Origin of the sequence: Clostridium sp. cel8, assembly GCF_014050525.1 — a bacterium.
Taxonomy (GTDB): Bacteria; Bacillota; Clostridia; order Clostridiales; family Clostridiaceae; genus Clostridium_B.
This window is the reverse complement of record NZ_JACGAG010000004.1, coordinates 190908-208036: the sequence shown is the minus strand read 5'-3', so window position 1 is coordinate 208036 and position 17129 is coordinate 190908. Positions and strand designations below refer to the sequence as shown.

General features: G+C 30.9%; 14 protein-coding genes and 2 riboswitches. Of the genes, 2 read left to right on the top strand and 12 right to left on the bottom strand.

Annotation, left to right across the window (positions count from 1 at the left end; all coding sequences use genetic code 11):
* Nucleotides 1–105 precede the first annotated feature (105 nt).
* Nucleotides 106–1545, top strand: a complete 1440-nt coding sequence (locus H2684_RS05895) for an MFS transporter (protein ID WP_182088482.1) — start codon at nucleotides 106–108, stop codon at nucleotides 1543–1545.
* Between the two features lie 23 nt (nucleotides 1546–1568).
* Here H2684_RS05895 and guaA read toward each other — a convergent pair whose 3' ends face one another.
* The 5 genes from guaA to H2684_RS05870 all read right to left on the bottom strand — a co-directional run bounded on the left by guaA (nucleotide 1569) and on the right by H2684_RS05870 (nucleotide 7752).
* Complete coding sequence (guaA, locus tag H2684_RS05890; RefSeq protein WP_182088481.1) at nucleotides 1569–3101, bottom strand: glutamine-hydrolyzing GMP synthase; 1533 nt, start codon at nucleotides 3099–3101, stop codon at nucleotides 1569–1571.
* Between the two features lie 62 nt (nucleotides 3102–3163).
* Nucleotides 3164–4618 carry an IMP dehydrogenase gene (gene guaB / locus H2684_RS05885; protein WP_182088480.1) on the bottom strand — a complete coding sequence of 485 codons (1455 nt, stop codon included), beginning with the start codon at nucleotides 4616–4618 and terminating at the stop codon, nucleotides 3164–3166.
* A gap of 131 nt (nucleotides 4619–4749) precedes the next feature.
* Nucleotides 4750–4847, bottom strand: a riboswitch (purine riboswitch).
* Between the two features lie 157 nt (nucleotides 4848–5004).
* Nucleotides 5005–6642 (bottom strand): chaperonin GroEL, encoded by a 1638-nt coding sequence (gene groL / locus H2684_RS05880; protein ID WP_182088479.1) that lies wholly within the window; start codon nucleotides 6640–6642, stop codon nucleotides 5005–5007.
* A 47-nt stretch (nucleotides 6643–6689) separates the two neighbouring features.
* A complete protein-coding gene (gene groES, locus H2684_RS05875; protein ID WP_182088478.1) occupies nucleotides 6690–6977 on the bottom strand; it encodes a co-chaperone GroES in 288 nt (95 codons plus the stop codon).
* A gap of 265 nt (nucleotides 6978–7242) precedes the next feature.
* Nucleotides 7243–7752 carry a VTT domain-containing protein gene (locus tag H2684_RS05870; protein ID WP_243159290.1) on the bottom strand — a complete coding sequence of 170 codons (510 nt, stop codon included), beginning with the start codon at nucleotides 7750–7752 and terminating at the stop codon, nucleotides 7243–7245.
* Between the two features lie 758 nt (nucleotides 7753–8510).
* Nucleotides 8511–8642: riboswitch (cyclic di-AMP (ydaO/yuaA leader) on the top strand.
* Nucleotides 8643–8766: 124 nt separating this feature from the next.
* Here H2684_RS05870 and ablB point away from each other — a divergent pair.
* Complete coding sequence (ablB, locus tag H2684_RS05865) at nucleotides 8767–9639, top strand: putative beta-lysine N-acetyltransferase (RefSeq protein WP_182088476.1); 873 nt, start codon at nucleotides 8767–8769, stop codon at nucleotides 9637–9639.
* 49 nt (nucleotides 9640–9688) lie between these two features.
* Here ablB and H2684_RS05860 read toward each other — a convergent pair whose 3' ends face one another.
* From H2684_RS05860 to H2684_RS05830, 7 genes are all read right to left on the bottom strand, one after another.
* Nucleotides 9689–10597 (bottom strand): DNA-3-methyladenine glycosylase 2 family protein, encoded by a 909-nt coding sequence (locus H2684_RS05860; RefSeq protein ID WP_182088475.1) that lies wholly within the window; start codon nucleotides 10595–10597, stop codon nucleotides 9689–9691.
* 110 nt (nucleotides 10598–10707) lie between these two features.
* Nucleotides 10708–12096, bottom strand: coding sequence for an NADPH-dependent glutamate synthase (gene gltA, locus H2684_RS05855; protein ID WP_182088515.1), 1389 nt, complete (start codon nucleotides 12094–12096; stop codon nucleotides 10708–10710).
* Between the two features lie 5 nt (nucleotides 12097–12101).
* Nucleotides 12102–12992: a sulfide/dihydroorotate dehydrogenase-like FAD/NAD-binding protein gene (locus H2684_RS05850; protein ID WP_182088474.1), complete on the bottom strand. Its 891-nt coding sequence runs from the start codon at nucleotides 12990–12992 to the stop codon at nucleotides 12102–12104.
* Nucleotides 12993–13190: 198 nt separating this feature from the next.
* The gene (locus H2684_RS05845; protein ID WP_182088473.1) at nucleotides 13191–14039 is read right to left on the bottom strand and encodes a 3-hydroxybutyryl-CoA dehydrogenase; all 849 of its coding nucleotides are present in this window, start codon (nucleotides 14037–14039) and stop codon (nucleotides 13191–13193) included.
* Between the two features lie 107 nt (nucleotides 14040–14146).
* Nucleotides 14147–15148: an electron transfer flavoprotein subunit alpha/FixB family protein gene (locus H2684_RS05840; protein ID WP_182088472.1), complete on the bottom strand. Its 1002-nt coding sequence runs from the start codon at nucleotides 15146–15148 to the stop codon at nucleotides 14147–14149.
* 18 nt (nucleotides 15149–15166) lie between these two features.
* Entirely contained in the window at nucleotides 15167–15946 is a 780-nt protein-coding gene (locus H2684_RS05835; RefSeq protein WP_182088471.1) for an electron transfer flavoprotein subunit beta/FixA family protein, read from the bottom strand.
* A 12-nt stretch (nucleotides 15947–15958) separates the two neighbouring features.
* Nucleotides 15959–17098 carry an acyl-CoA dehydrogenase gene (locus tag H2684_RS05830; RefSeq protein ID WP_182088470.1) on the bottom strand — a complete coding sequence of 380 codons (1140 nt, stop codon included), beginning with the start codon at nucleotides 17096–17098 and terminating at the stop codon, nucleotides 15959–15961.
* Between the last annotated feature and the right edge of the window lie 31 nt (nucleotides 17099–17129).

Genomic DNA, 17129 nt, shown 5'->3' with positions numbered 1-17129 from the left:
AATCACTTTATGTTATATTTTTAATATTATCTATATAAATCTACTAAAAATATATGACTAATATAAAACAATATATCATATATCATAATTTAGAAGGTGAAAATTTTGAGTAGTGTTAAAAATAAAACATATAATAAAAACAGGTGGATAATTTTATTTACCGTAGTATCAGCTACATTTATGTCCACACTAGATGGAAGTATCGTAAACGTGGCTCTTCCTGATATGTCTATTAAACTACATGTCCCTATGGCAAGTATAGAATGGGTTGTTACTGGATTTTTAATAACAATTCTAGCAACTATTTTAATATTTGGAAGACTTGGTGATATAAAAGGTAAAACTAAGATATTCAGACTTGGAGTAATTTTATTTACTTTAGGGTCATTTCTATGTGGACTTACAAATTCACTGCTATTTTTAATAGCAGCAAGATGTATACAAGCTGTTGGTGCTGCTGCTACAATGGCAACTAATCAAGGAATAATAACTCAAGTATTTCCACCAAATGAAAGAGGTAGTGCACTTGGCATAGTTGGAACCTTTGTTGCATTAGGAGGTATGACAGGTCCCCCACTTGGAGGATTTATTATTTCAATTGCAAGTTGGAAATACATATTTTTCTTAAATGTTCCTGTAGGAATAATTGTATTTATAATGTGTGTAAAAACATTTCCTAAATCAAATAAATCATCTAGTGAAAAACTCGATCCTAAAGGATCACTACTATTTATGGTATCTATAATATTAATGTTTGGTGCACTTGTTCAAGGACAAAGTACAGGATACAATAATCCATTTATAATTTATGCATTTATAATTTCATTTATAACTTTTATACTATTTGTTATTGTGGAAAATAAATTGGAATCTCCACTTTTAGAATTTAGCATATTTAAAAATAGTTTATTTTCTATAAGTATAATATGTGGATTTATTTCTTTTGTGGCAATAAGTGCCTCTAATATAATATTGCCATTTTATTTTGAAGATGCTATCAAACTTTCTCCTGCATCTACCGGATTTTATATGATGGTATCCCCTATTGTACTATCAGTAGTAGCTCCTATAAGTGGTCACATGTCAGATAAAATTGGTTCGGAAATACTGACTTTAATTGGACTCACTTTAACAAGTGTTGGATTATTCCTTATATCCACATTAAATATTTCATCATCACTAGTTTTAATAGTAATTTACATAATAATTATGACTATAGGAAATGGAATGTTTCAATCACCTAATAATTCATTGATTATGTCTACTGTAGAACAAAGTAAGTTAGGAATTGCAGGAAGTGTAAATGCCCTTGTTAGAAATCTTGGTTTTGTTGTAGGAACATCTGTTTCAACTCTTATTTTATATAATAAAATGAGTGATAAAATAGGATATAGAGTAATTGACTATATAAAAGGCAAAGACTATGTATTTATGTATGGAATGAAATATGTATATATATATGCTGCTTTGCTGTGTTTAATAGGTGCTTCTATAACTGGATTTAGATTATATTATAGTAAAAAAGGAAAACTCAAAGCCTCTTAAATAAAGACTTTGAGTTTTCATTTTTACTCCCACTCAATAGTTGCTGGGGGCTTGCTCGTTATATCATATACAATTCTATTTACGCCTTTAACTTCGTTAACTATCCTTCTTGATACTTTGTCTAAAACATTATAAGGTATCCTAGCCCAATCTGAAGTCATAGCATCTGAAGATGTAACCGCTCTAAGGGCAACTGTATAACAATATGTCCTTTCATCTCCCATAACTCCAACTGAACGTATGTTAGGTAAACACGCAAAATACTGCCATATAGATTCATCTAAATCTGCATTTGCAATTTCTTCTCTAAATATAGCATCTGCTTCTCTTGTTATCTTAAGTTTTTCCTCTGTAATTTCTCCTAATACTCTTATAGCAAGGCCAGGTCCTGGGAAAGGCTGTCTCCAAACTAATTTGTGTGGTATACCAAGTTCTTCACCTACAGCTCTAACTTCATCTTTAAATAATTCTCTAAGAGGTTCTATAAGTTTAAAATCCATATCTTCAGGAAGTCCACCTACATTATGATGACTTTTTATAACTGCTGAAGTTCCAAGTCCACTTTCAACTACATCTGGATATATAGTTCCTTGAACGAGGAATCCTATATCTCCAAGTTTTTTAGCTTCCTCTTCAAATACTCTTATAAATTCTTCTCCAATTATCTTTCTCTTCTTTTCTGGATCAGAAACGCCTTTAAGCTTGCCTAAAAATCTATCTTTTGCATCTACTCTTATAAGATTCATGTCAAATTGATTCTTAAATACATTTTCAACCTGATCTCCTTCATCTTTTCTAAGAAGTCCATGGTCTACAAATATACATGTAAGTTGTTTTCCAACTGCTTTATGAACTAAAACTGCTGCTACAGAAGAATCTACTCCTCCAGACATAGCACATATTACTTTTTTATCTTTAACAATTTGTCTTATATGTTGAATCTTTTCTTCTGCAAAAGAAGACATTGACCAATCTCCCTTTAAATTACAAACTCTAAATAGGAAATTGTTAATCATTTTCTTTCCAAAAGGTGTGTGTTCAACTTCAGGATGAAATTGTACTCCATATATTTTGTCCTTTTTATTTTCAACTGCTGCTACTGGACATTTAGAAGTAGTAGCTATTATTTTAAATCCTTCAGGTGCATGTGATACAAAATCTGTATGACTCATCCATGAAATTTCATCCTTATCTATTCCATAAAATAAATCACTTGTAGTATTAAGTTCAATATCAGTTTTTCCATACTCTCTTATATCAGCACTTTGAACTTTTCCACCTAAGCTATTGCATATAAATTGATGTCCATAACATATTCCAAGTATAGGCACTCCAAGCTTAAATACATCCAAACTTATTTTAGGTGCATTTTCTGCATATACGCTTTTAGGTCCTCCAGTAAATATTATACCTTTAGGATTTTTCTCCTTTATCTTATCTATTGACCAAGTGTATGGTACTATTTCACAATATACATTGTTTTCTCTTACTCTTCTAGCTATGAGCTGATTGTATTGACCACCAAAATCAACTACAATAATCGTTTCTCTTTCCATAACTCTCCTCCTACTCAATTTAAAACATAAATTGAGTTTAACTATTAATATTTGTATAAATTTTACTGATTTATACTGTAATTTGGTGCTTCTTTAGTCATTGATATATCATGTGGATGACTTTCTCTTAATCCAGCTGAAGATTGAACTACAAAAGTTGCTTTTTCATATAGATCATTTAAAGTAGCTGCTCCAAGATATCCCATTCCAGAACGTATTCCTCCAACTAGCTGGAATATAGTATCTGCAACATATCCTTTATAAGGTACTCTTCCTTCAACACCTTCTGGAACCAATTTTTTATTTCCCTCTTGGAAATATCTATCTTTACTTCCATCTGCCATAGCAGCAAGTGATCCCATTCCACGATAAACTTTATAAGTTCTACCTCTATATATTTCAGTTTCACCAGGTGCTTCTTCGCATCCTGCAAGCATAGATCCCATCATAGCAACTTTAGCTCCTGCTGCCAATGCTTTTACTATATCACCTGAATACTTTAATCCTCCATCAGCTATAACAGGAATTCCATATTTATTTGCTTCTTCTACACAGTCCATAATTGCTGTAAGCTGAGGTACTCCTACTCCAGATACAACTCTAGTTGTACATATAGATCCAGGGCCTATTCCAACTTTTACAGCATCTGCTCCTGCCAATATCAAATCTCTAGCTGCTTCTGCTGTTGCAATATTTCCTGCAATTATTTGCATATCAGGATATTTTTCCTTTATAGTTTTAACGGCATCTATTACTCCTCGTGAATGTCCATGTGCTGTATCCACAGTAATTACGTCTACTCCTGCATTAACTAACTCTGAAACTCTCTCCATCATATCTTTGGTTACTCCTACAGCTGCTCCACACAACAATCTTCCTTTACTATCTTTTGCACTATTTGGAAATTTCTTTACTTTTTCTATATCTTTTAAAGTTATTAATCCTCTTAAATTATTCTCTGAATCAACTAGAGGTAACTTTTCTATCTTATATTTTTTTAATATTTCCTTAGCCTGTTCAATAGTTGTATCTTCAGGTGCAGTTATCAATTTTTCTTTAGTCATAACTTCTGAAATTTTCTTATCATAATTATCTTCAAATACTATATCTCTATTTGTCATTATCCCTACAAGTTTTCCTTCAACAGTTATAGGAACTCCTGATATTCTATACTTGCTCATAAGAGAAAGTGCTTCTTTTATAGTGTTGTCTGGTGAGAGATAAAAAGGATCTGATATTACTCCATTTTCTTGTCTTTTTACCCTGTCCACTTCTATTGCCTGTTTTTCTATTGTCATGTTTTTATGTATTATTCCAATTCCGCCTTCTCTTGCAATTGCTATAGCCATTTTAGAATCAGTAACAGTATCCATACTTGCACTCATAATTGGTATATTTAATTTTATTTTTTTAGTTAAATTAGTTTTTAATGAAACTTCTCTAGGCAAAACCTCAGATTTGTTAGGTACTAAAAGAACATCGTCAAAAGTATACGCTTTTTTTAAAATTTTCGCCACTTTAAAATCACTCCTATGAATTAATATATATTTATCAATCCTTCAGCTTCAAATATCAAATAAATTAAAGTATTTTACCTAAAATAAAAAAATCATATTAAGTTCATTATGATGTGAAATTAATATGATTATATCATAAGAATTCCACTCATAGTCGAAAATTTATGGTTTTCGGTAGATACTTCCTGCCATATTCAGGGGATATATGAGCTGAATAAAAGATTTATATTCATTTTTTATAAATTTTGATGTATTTCTATCTAACTTATTAACTATTTACACTATTTTATTCAATTTTGGCCTCTTTGTCAATAAAATATATTAAAATAAAATATAGCTCCATACCTTTAAGATATGAAGCTATAAAAATTAAACATATTTATCTATTAATACATTCCTTCCATTCCGCCGCCCATTCCTGGTGCTCCTGCTCCTGGAGCTGGTGTATTCTTTTCTGGAATATCTGCTACTGCGGATTCAGTAGTTAAGAATGTAGATGCTACTGATGCTGCATTTTGAAGAGCTGATCTTGTAACCTTAGTTGGATCTATTATACCTTGTTCTACCATATTTACATATTTATTTCTCAAAGCATCAAAACCAACACCAGGTTCACTCTTCTTAACCTTTTCTATAATTACTGAACCTTCAAGTCCTGCATTAGTTGCTATTTGTCTTATTGGTTCTTCAAGTGACTTCTTTATTATATCAATACCAACTTTGATATCTGGTACATCTGATGTTAAATCTTGAATCTTAGATACTACATTTAAGTAAGCTGTTCCACCACCTGGAACTAATCCTTCTTCAACAGCTGCTTTTGTAGCTGCTAGAGCATCTTCTATTCTCATCTTTCTTTCTTTTAATTCAGTTTCAGTTGCTGCACCAACTTTTATTACAGCTACTCCTCCTGCAAGTTTTGCAAGTCTTTCCTGTAATTTTTCTTTATCAAATTCTGATGTAGTTTCATCTACTTGTTTTCTAATCTGATTTACTCTATCAGCAATTGCTGATTTATCACCTTTACCATTTACAATTGTAGTATTTTCTTTTGATATTTTAACACTTTCAGCAGTTCCAAGATCATCTATACTAACATCTTTTATATTTCTTCCGAGTTCTTCTGATATTACATGAGCTCCTGTAAGTATTGCTATATCCTGAAGCATTTCTTTTCTTCTGTCACCAAATCCTGGGGCTTTTACTGCAACACAAGTAAATGTTCCTCTTAATTTGTTAACAACTAGAGTTGCAAGTGCTTCTCCTTCTACGTCATCAGCAATTATAAGTAACTTCTTTCCTTGTTTTACTATCTGCTCTAAAAGTGGAAGTATTTCTTGTATGTTAGATATCTTCTTATCAGTTAACAATATATATGGATCTTCTAATACGGATTCCATTTTATCAGAATCTGTAACCATATATGGGCTTAAATATCCTCTGTCAAACTGCATACCTTCAACTACATCCAATTCAGTTCCCATTGATTTAGATTCTTCAACAGTTATAACTCCTTCATTTCCTACTTTTTCCATAGCATCTGCTATTAATTTACCTATCTCTTCATCAGAAGCTGATATGGATGCAATTCTAGCAATATCTTCTTTTCCATTTACTTTTTTAGAAATCTTCTTTATTTCTTCAACTGCTCTATCTACAGCAATTTTAATACCCTGTCTTAAAAGTATTGGATTAGCTCCTGCTGCAACATTTTTCAATCCTTCTCTTATTATTGCCTGAGCAAGTAATGTAGCTGTTGTAGTTCCATCTCCTGCTACATCATTTGTCTTTGTAGAAACTTCCTTTACAAGTTGAGCTCCCATATTTTCATATGGATCTTCCAATTCTATTTCCTTTGCTATAGTAACACCATCATTAGTTATAAGTGGTGATCCAAATTTCTTACCAAGTACTACATTTCTTCCTTTTGGTCCAAGTGTAACTTTTACTGTATTTGCTAATTTATTTACGCCTTCTTGCATAGCCTTTCTGGCTTCTTCTCCGAATAAAATGCTCTTTGCCATAAAAAACCCTCCTCACAACTTTTAAATTGTATTTATAAATACTGATTTTATTTTTCAATTATAGCTAAAATATCGTCTTGTCTTAAAATTGTGTATTCCTCTCCATCAATTTTAACTTCATTTCCTGCATATTTAGAGAATAATACTCTATCTCCTACTTTAACTTCCATTTTAACTTCTTTTCCATCTACAAATCCACCTACTCCAACTGCTACAACTTCAGCCTCTTGTGGTTTTTCTTTAGCAGCATCTGGTAGAACTATTCCACTTTTTGTAGTTTCTTCAGCCTCGATCTTCTTTATAACAACTCTATCTCCAAGTGGTCTAATGTTCATCAAAACCCCTCCTTAAAAATATTTTTAATTTATTTAAAATAATTTTTAGCATTTGTTGTTAGCACTCATTAATATTGAGTGCTAATACAGTTATTATAATAATAAATACCGTTTGTATTTTCAAATTCAAATTTTAATTGTATACAGTATTTAAAAGCTAAATAATTTAATATACTCTTATTAAATAAATATTTCTCTTAATTTCTATAAATTTCAGCGTTTTAATAAAAAGTTCAAAATATGTATTAAATTTAAAATAAAAATATTAATTATGAAATTTATTTTTTATAAATTTCAATACAATTTTTTCTCCTCTAAAAACTCCAATTACAAACAATAATACCATAAAAATAAATATAAATATGAGTATAAATTTATCTTCAGAATACACTTTAGATCCGAAATATGATGAAATGAATATTCCTGGTAATCTTCCAAGAGTAGAATAAATTATAAAATCTTTTAAACTTATTTTTGATATACCACATATGTACGCTAAAATATCTTTCGGTATTCCAGGAATCAAGTACAATAAAAATACTACAAAATTTATGCTTCCTAAATTTAAAATCTTTCTAAAAAACTTTAACTTTTTCTTTGAAAGCATTTTATTTACAAGAGGATTTCCAAAAATTTTGGACACCACATAGGCAATTATACTACCAGTAGTTATTCCAATAACTGATAAAATAGATCCAATGAAAGGACCATATATATATCCTCCTGCAACTTGAATCAATTCTCCAGGTATGAAAAATACAATAACTTGAAACATTTGAAGCATAAAAAATACAAATATACTATATCTACCATAGGATATAATAATAGATTTTATTTTTCTTGGATTCCTTATAATATATGTATATTTATAATAATACTCATAGGAAAATATAATAAAAAGAATTAATATAATACCCCAAAATATATAAACTTTATATTTCTTTAAAAAGCAAAGTATCCTTTTATATAGCAAATTTATGTTCATTTTTAAGCATCCAATATAAATTACTAAAATATACTACCTATTTATTTATGTTGTCCTATATCAGTTCATTTATACCAATATAACTTATTTTATGAAACTCCCTTTTGTTAATTTATTATCTGTTACAATCTCAGCCAGTTATTTAAATACAATATGTTTTAATTTTTTATAGGTGTTTCAAAATTTATCATTAAAATATCTTCTTTCTGTTATATAAAATAAAAATCTTTTTTATATAAAAAGTGACTAATATAAGTTTAATATAATTTATATCTAAGCAAATTTAATTATAACAGATTGCTGTATAAAATATAACAGTTTTTTTGACATGTAAAATAAATTTTTAACATTGTTTATATATTTAAATGCATTAAATGTGCTAAATAAAATATGATAAAAATTTATAAATATCCTATATACATAATGCCTTGATTATAATATAATTAAATCTATATAAAAAACAGAAACTACTATAATTCAGAACATTGACATACATATGTTATAGTGATATTGTTACATACATAGTAATAATGATTCATAAAACTAAAAATTAAATATCGCTGAATCAATTTGAACGGGAGAACCAATTATGGGGTGAATCTTGTTGTTATGACAAGTAGGGTTATCTTCTTTCAACCCGAATCCGTCAGCTAATCTCGTAAGCGTAGAAGGGAAGTTTAGGTATATTAAAAATAATGATAAATTATTTTTTATTTACCTTTAATGATATAGTTTAATAAGCTACAGAAACTTCTCTGTGGCTTATTATTTTTAATATTAAAGTGAAAAGGAGTCATTAAATTCATGAATACCATAAGATGCAAATCAGAAAATTATTATACTAGAATGGATAGAGCAAAAGTATATATAGACTATACTAATAATCGTATGAAAATAGTTAGTATAGAAAATATATCCCCTCAAAATATAAGAAGATTAGTACATTTTGCATCTAAAAGACATTTAGATAAAATAATTTGTAATTGCAATGTTAAATCATATGAAAATTTTCTTAAAGCTGGATTTAAATTAGAAGGTATAATAAATGGTTTTTTTAAAGGCAAAGATGCATTTTATATGTCCTTTTTTATAAGTAATAGTAGACAAGTATCTACCAATTCTGCTAAAGAAAATTTAATTCTTAAAAAGAGCTTAAGTATGCAAAATACATTTGTATCAAAGCCTTATAATTTAAAATATACTATAAGACAAGCAAATGAAAATGATATAAAAGATATTGTAAAATTGTTCTCTTATGTATTTTCTACTTATCCATCACCTATTTTTGACGAAAAATATTTAAAACGCATCATGAATAAAAATGTCTTGTACAAAGTTGCAGTTTATAATAATAAAATAATTAGTATATGTTCAGCAAATTTAGATAAAGAAAACTTAAATGCAAAAATATCTGATTGTGCAACTTATCCAAGTTATAGAGGCAAAGGTATTATGTCTAATATAATTTATTCTTTAGAGTCAGATCTCAAAGATATGGGATATATGACCTTGTATAGTCTATCAAGAGCAATATGTCCAAGTATTAATTTTATATTTAGCAAACATAATTATAAGTTTAAAGGTAAATTAATAAATAATTGTAATATATGTGGAGGTTTTGAGGATATGAATCTTTGGGTAAAAAACATAAATTCTCATTTACCTTTAAACAGCTGAGTTCAATGTTTATATCCATTCTCATGTCACAAAAGACATGAGATATAACTTAAAATTTTATATTATTTTCTCTTGCATAATAAAATAAATATTGTTGAGCAAATCCTGAGAATTTATGAAATTTATTTATGCCAAATTCCCTTATCTTCTTCAATGAAACATCTGGTGCTAAATAAAAATGTGACATTGCTCTTTTTACCCAAACATCTACTGGAAAAGCTGAATACTTTTGCATTGAAAACAACATTATGCAATCTGCTACCTTGGGACCTATTCCCATAAATTTCTGAAGCTCTTTATGGCATTTTTCATCATCTTGATTTTTAATCCAATTTATATCATAATGTTCATCGTAATGTTCACTTTTCTTCATACCCATTGTATATATCTTTTCAACAGTATCTTTTATGTATCTATTCCTAAATCCTGTACCACATTGTTGTAATTCTTCCATAGAAGCATTGCTTAAACTTTTTACATCAGGAAAACTGTAATATGTCTTACCCTTATATTCTATTCTATTTCCCCACATAGCACTTATATTTTCTATAGCACGTTTTATCATTGGTATTCTGTTATTAGAAGATATTATAAATGATATTATAAGTTCAAATGGATCTTGTCTAAGAAGCCTAATGCCATATCCAAATTCTATTGACTTTTTCAATATAGCATCCTTACTTAGAACCTTTTTTATTTCACTATAATCTCTATATAAATCAAAATAATCCAACCATATATTTTTAAAATCTTCCTCATCTGTATTATAAATAATTAAATCACTGCCATTTTTTTCAACTTCAATAACTTTTCCAAAAGCTACTCCTATATAATTTCCGTTATCCTGCTTATTCCACCTAAAACACTGTCCACAGTCAAATATGTGAGCTAATTCAAAGTTTTTAACATCTTTTACAACTACACCATTATCTATATTCTCTACATAGCTAAAGTCCATTTTTCTTTTCTCCTTTCAGATAATAATTTTTTATTTTACTATAATAGTATACTTTATTATTTATAATAATAAAAGTTGTGCACAATGTGCACAACTTTTATGAGAAACAATTATTTTGACTCCTTCAAATATTTATCTATAGCAACTGCAGCTTTTTTACCTGCACCCATTGCAAGTATTACAGTAGCTGCACCAGTTACAGCATCACCACCTGCATATATTGCTTCTCTTGATGTTTTACCTGTTTCCTCTTCTGCAATTATACACTTACGTTTATTTATAGCTAAACCTTTTGTAGTAGAAGCTATAAGAGGATTTGGAGAAGTCCCAAGAGCCATTATAACTGTATCAACGTCCATGTCAAACTCTGAACCTTCTATGGCAACAGGTCTTCTTCTTCCAGAATCATCTGGCTCTCCAAGTTCCATTTTTACACATCTTATTCCTTTAACCCATCCATTTTCATCACCAAGCACAGCAACTGGATTAGTGAGCAAGTCAAATTTTATTCCTTCTTCTTTTGCATGATGAACTTCCTCTGCTCTTGCTGGAATCTCTTCTTCTGATCTTCTGTACACAATGTGCACTTCAGCTCCTAATCTAAGTGCAGTTCTAGCAGCATCCATTGCAACATTTCCTCCACCTACAACTGCAACTTTCTTTCCAATCTTTATTGGTGTATCATAGTCATCTCTAAATGCTTTCATAAGATTACTTCTTGTTAAGAATTCATTTGCTGAAAATACACCATTTAAATTTTCACCAGGTATACCCATGAATCTTGGAAGTCCAGCACCTGAGCCTATGAATACAGCATCAAATCCCTGTTCATCAATAAGTTGATCTATAGTTATAGTTCTTCCAACTATTACATCAGTATTTATTTTAACTCCCAACTTTTTAACATTTTCAACTTCATGTTTTACTACAGTATCTTTAGGAAGTCTGAATTCAGGTATTCCATATACTAATACTCCGCCTGCTTTATGAAGTGCTTCAAATATAGTAACATCATATCCAAGTTTAGCTAAATCTCCAGCACATGTAAGTCCTGATGGTCCACTTCCTATTACTGCAACTTTTTTACCATTACTTGGTTCTCTTTTTGAAAGATCTATATTATTTTCTCTTGACCAGTCAGCCACAAACCTTTCAAGTTTTCCTATTGCAATTGCTTCTCCTTTTATGCCAAGAACACATTTTCCCTCACATTGAGTTTCCTGTGGACAAACTCTTCCACACACTGCTGGAAGTGCACTTGATTCAGCTATTACTTTTGCTGCTTCTTCAAAATTACCATTTTTTACATGTTGAATAAATTTAGGTATATTTATAGAAACTGGACACTGAGTAACGCACATAGGTTTCTTACAATTTAGACACCTAGATGCTTCTTTCATAGCTTCTTCTTTAGTATATCCAAGACATACTTCATCAAAATTAGTAGCTCTTACCTTTGGATCTTGTTCTTTTATAGGTGTTCTCTTCATTCTATCTATATTCATTACTCATCCCCTCCACATTCACAGCCTTTTCTATGAAAAGTATCTCCTTCTTCTGCTTTTAAAATTTCTCTCCCCTCTTCAGTCTTATACATAGTCTGTCTTCTTATAGCTTCATCGAAATTTACTAAATGTCCATCAAATTCAGGACCATCTACGCAGGCAAATTTTACTTCTCCACCTACTGTAACTCTGCATGCACCGCACATTCCAGTTCCATCAACCATTATAGGATTTAGGCTGACTGTAGTCTTTATTCCATATTCTTTTGTAAGTTTAGACATAAACTTCATCATTATCATAGGTCCTATTACAACAGCATGATCATATTTTTTTCCTTCTCTTTCAACAAGATCTTTAAGTTTATCTGTAACAAAACCTTTATATCCATAACTTCCGTCATCAGTGGCTATATATAAATTGCCAGCAACAGACTTTAATTCATCTTCAAATAATAAATAATCTTTAGATTTACATCCTACAATAACATCTGCCTTTACTCCATGAGCATTTAACCATTTTACCTGTGGATAAACTGGAGCTGTTCCCACTCCACCAGCTACAAATATAATGTTCTTATTTTTGAGTTCTTCTTCAGTTTCTTTAGTCAAATCAGAAGGCTGTCCTAAAGGGCCAACAAAATCTTCAAAATATTCTCCCACTTCATATTGAGCCATTTCTTTAGTTGATTTTCCTAATGTCTGAAAAACTATTTTTACTGTTCCCTTATCAGCATCATAATCGCAAATTGTAAGAGGTATTCTCTCCCCTTTTTCATCAATTCTAACTATGACAAACTGTCCAGGTAGACATGATTTTGCCACCATTGGTGCTTCTATATCCATTGAGAATATATTTGGTGCGAGAGCCTTTTTTTCTACAATTTTATACATTATATTCACCCCATTTATAAGACGTATAAAAATTTGTAAATTTTCATTTTATAAAAATCATATTTTAATACACATAATACTTTATAATTATATCATATTGTTAAATTTTTTGCACTTTTTCGAGAATATGTATTTTTGTAAACTAAAAAGAACTTTGGAATAACTATTAAATCATTCCAAAGTTCTTTTTTTATATTATTATTTTGAATAATCAAAGAATCCTTTTTTAGTCTTTCTTCCAAGCCAACCTGCTCTTACATACTTTCTAAGCAGTGGATGTGCCCTGTATTTTGAATCTCCTGTTTCTTTATATAATACATCCATAATTGCAAGACATACATCTAATCCAATAAGATCTCCTAAAGCAAGTGGGCCCATTGGATGATTAGCACCAAGTTTCATAGCCTTATCTATATCTTCTGCTGAAGCTATTCCTTCTGCATAAATTCCTACTGCTTCATTTATCATTGGTATTAATATCCTATTTACAACAAATCCAGGAGCTTCTGCAACTTCTACAGGATCTTTTCCTATTGAAATTGCAATTTCCTTTACTGCATCAAAAGTTTCTTGAGAAGTAGCCATGCCTCTTATTAATTCAACTAATTTCATAACAGGTGCTGGATTAAAAAAGTGCATTCCTATAACTTTATCAGGTCTATTTGTAGCAGTTGCTATTTCAGTTATTGATAGTGAAGAAGTATTAGATGCAAGAATTGTATCTGGTTTGCATATCTTATCTAAATCTGCAAATATTTCTTTCTTAATCTTCATATTCTCAACTGCTGCTTCTACTACTAGATCGCAATCAGCTGCCTCTTTAAGGTCAACTGTTCCTTTTATTCTAGCTAGTATAGCGTCTGCATCTTCTTGTGAAATTTTTCCCTTTGCTATTCTTTTTTCAAAACCCTTTTTTATTCCTGAAATTCCTCTGTCAACAAATTCATCTTTTATATCTCTTATTACTACCTGACAACCTTTGGCTGCAAAAGCTTGAGCTATTCCAGATCCCATGGTACCTGCTCCAAGGACGCATACCTTTTTCATATCTAATTCCCTCCCTATAATATTATATATTAATTCGAAAATGTAAATTTATATATATTTATGCATATTATACATAAACAATATAGCTAATTAAATAATATTTAATACTAATTCAAAGCTTTAATTTGAGCTATAAGTTCAGGCACAACTTTAGTGTAATCTCCTACTATAGCAAGATCTGCTACTTTCATTATTGGAGCATCTTCATCTTTATTTATAGCTACTATATATCCACTATCCTGCATACCTGCTAAGTGTTGTATTGCTCCAGATATTCCACATGCTATATAAAGTGCTGGTCTTACTGTTTTACCAGTTTGTCCAACCTGATATGCCTTATCTATCCAGCCATTGTCAACTGCTGCACGGGAACCACCTACAGTTCCATCAAGCACGTCAGCTAACTCTTTAAGTACTTTAAATCCTTCCTTGCTTCCAAGACCTCTTCCACCAGAAACAATTACTTTTGCTTCTCCAATATCTACTGCAGTTTTAGCAAGTTTTACTACATCTTGTACATCAACTTTTATATCTGATTTTTGAATATTTGATTCTATCTTCTCTATTGTTCCTTCTTTTACTTTACCTTTTTCAGGCTTCTCAAAAACTCCAGCTCTTACTGTTGACATTTGTGGTCTGTGGTCTCCACATACTATAGTTGCCATTAAGTTTCCACCAAAAGCAGGTCTTGTCATCATTAAATTTCTTGTATCTTTATCTACATCAAGGCCTGTACAATCTGCTGTAAGTCCTGTAACAAGTCTTGCTGCAAGTCTTGGTCCTAAATCTCTTCCTATAAATGTAGCACCCAGTAAAACTACTTCAGGTTTTCTTTCACTTGCAAGTTCAGCTAACACTTTAGTATATCCATCTGTAGTATAATGTTTCAAAAGAGGACTATCAACATATATTACTTTGTCTGCTCCATATTCTGATAGCTCTTTTGCAATATCATCTATATCACTACCAAGCAATACAGCTGTAAGCTCAGTATTTAATTTATCTGCTAATTCTCTTCCTTTTCCTAGCAATTCAAGGGCTACTTTTTGAAGCTCCCCATCTCTTTGTTCAGCAAATACCCATACGCCTTTGTAATCTGCTATATTCATTCTAAATCCCTCCTAAATTTAAATAACATGTTTTTCTTTCATTTTTGAAATTGCATATGCTACTGCTTCTTTTACTGGTTTATTTACTATTTCTCCTGCTCCTCTAGATTCCTTTGTAGTTGATCTCTTAACTTTTGTTGGTGATCCTTTAAGTCCAAGTCTTGCTTTATCAACTTCTAAATCATCAGCACTCCATATCTTTACTTCTTTATTGAAGATTTCAAATATATTGCTCATATGCATATATCTTGGTTCATTTAACTCTTTTATAGCAGTCAGCAATACAGGCGTATTGACCTTTACTGTTTCATATCCATCTTCCCATGCTTTCTTAACTGTCAATGTATTTCCATCAACATCAACTTCTTCTACATAAGTTACTTGAGGTATTCCTAAAAACTCTGCTATTTCCGGTCCAACTTGTGCAGTATCTCCATCTATTGCCTGTCTTCCTGCAAAAATTATATCATAGTCTAATTTTTTAAGTGCTCCTGCAAGAGCATATGCAGTAGCACAAGTATCTGCTCCAGCAAAAGCTCTATCTGATATAAGTATTGCCTCATCAGCACCCATAGCTAATGCTTCTCTAAGTGCTACTTCTGCCTGTGGAGGTCCCATACTTATTACTGTAACCTTACCACCAACTTTTTCTCTAATAGAAATTGATTCCTCAAGTGCATTTTTATCATCTGGATTTATTATTGATGGAACTCCTTGTCTTATTAATGTTCCTGTTTCCGGATTTATTTTAACTTCATTTGTATCTGGTACTTGTTTTAAACAAACAACAATATTCATTATGTGCTCCTCCTATCTAAATAAATTTCCTGAAATAACCATCTTTTGTACTTGTGAAGTTCCTTCATATATTTCAGTTATCTTAGCATCTCTCATCATTCTCTCTACTGGATAATCCTTTGTATATCCATATCCTCCAAATAGCTGTACTACCTTAGTTGTAGTTTCCATAGCAACCTCTGCAGCCATTAACTTAGCTCTTGCAGCATCAACTGTATAAGGTAGATGTGCATCTTTCTTTAAAGCTGCTTTATATACAAGGAATCTTGCTGCTTCTATTTTAGTATCTAAATCAGCAACTGCCCACGCAAGTCCTTGGAATTTATTAAGAGATCTTCCAAACTGTTTTCTTTCTTTCATATATTCAATAGCTTCATTCAAAGCACCTTCTGCTATACCAAGTGCCTGAGCTGCTATTCCAATTCTTCCTCCATCAAGAGTCTTCATTGCTATTCCAAAGCCTTTTCCTTCTCTTCCTACTAAATTTTCCTTTGGAACTATACAATCTTCAAATATAAGTTCTGTAGTTGATGAAGCTCTTATTCCCATTTTATTTTCAACTTTTCCTATTGAAAATCCTGGCATTCCCTTTTCAAGTATAAATGCAGATATTCCGTGTGTTCCCTTGCTTCTATCTGTCATAGCAAATACTACAAATATGTCTGCTACTCCTCCATTTGTTATGAAAATCTTCTGTCCATTAAGTACATAATGATCTCCTTCAAGTACAGCTTGGCTCTGCTGTCCTGAAGCATCAGTACCTGCATTAGGTTCAGTCAAACCAAAAGCTCCTAGTTTTTCACCTTTTGCAAGTGGTACTAAATATTTTTGTTTCTGCTCTTCTGTACCAAATTGTTCAATAAGTGATGCACAAAGTGAGGTATGAGCTGAAAGTATAACTGATGTAGTAGCACAAGCCTTAGCCAATTCTTCTACAGCTAATATATAAGATAAAGTATCTCCACCTGCTCCACCATATTTTTTAGGGAAAGGTATTCCCATCATACCGTATTTAGCCATTTTCTCTACTGTTTCTTTTGGAAATCTTTCTGTTTCATCTATCTCAGCAGCTAGAGGCTTAACTTCATTTTCTGTAAATTCTCTTACCATCTGTTTTACAAATTCTTGTTCTCTTGTTAATGTAAAATCCATTTATTTTACCTCCTAAAATAGTTTTTCATTG

What these genes read in the sequence shown, in the direction of transcription:
- guaA (WP_182088481.1), bottom strand. Translation starts at nt 3,101, where the DNA reads ATGGAAAGAGAAACGATTATTGTAGTTGATTTTGGTGGTCAATACAAT.
- H2684_RS05860 (WP_182088475.1), bottom strand. Translation starts at nt 10,597, where the DNA reads ATGGACTTTAGCTATGTAGAGAATATAGATAATGGTGTAGTTGTAAAA.
- H2684_RS05835 (WP_182088471.1), bottom strand. Translation starts at nt 15,946, where the DNA reads ATGAATATTGTTGTTTGTTTAAAACAAGTACCAGATACAAATGAAGTT.
- H2684_RS05850 (WP_182088474.1), bottom strand. Translation starts at nt 12,992, where the DNA reads ATGTATAAAATTGTAGAAAAAAAGGCTCTCGCACCAAATATATTCTCA.
- groES (WP_182088478.1), bottom strand. Translation starts at nt 6,977, where the DNA reads ATGAACATTAGACCACTTGGAGATAGAGTTGTTATAAAGAAGATCGAG.
- ablB (WP_182088476.1), top strand. Translation starts at nt 8,767, where the DNA reads ATGAATACCATAAGATGCAAATCAGAAAATTATTATACTAGAATGGAT.
- H2684_RS05840 (WP_182088472.1), bottom strand. Translation starts at nt 15,148, where the DNA reads ATGAATATAGCAGATTACAAAGGCGTATGGGTATTTGCTGAACAAAGA.
- groL (WP_182088479.1), bottom strand. Translation starts at nt 6,642, where the DNA reads ATGGCAAAGAGCATTTTATTCGGAGAAGAAGCCAGAAAGGCTATGCAA.
- H2684_RS05830 (WP_182088470.1), bottom strand. Translation starts at nt 17,098, where the DNA reads ATGGATTTTACATTAACAAGAGAACAAGAATTTGTAAAACAGATGGTA.
- H2684_RS05870 (WP_243159290.1), bottom strand. Translation starts at nt 7,752, where the DNA reads ATGTTTCAAGTTATTGTATTTTTCATACCTGGAGAATTGATTCAAGTT.
- H2684_RS05845 (WP_182088473.1), bottom strand. Translation starts at nt 14,039, where the DNA reads ATGAAAAAGGTATGCGTCCTTGGAGCAGGTACCATGGGATCTGGAATA.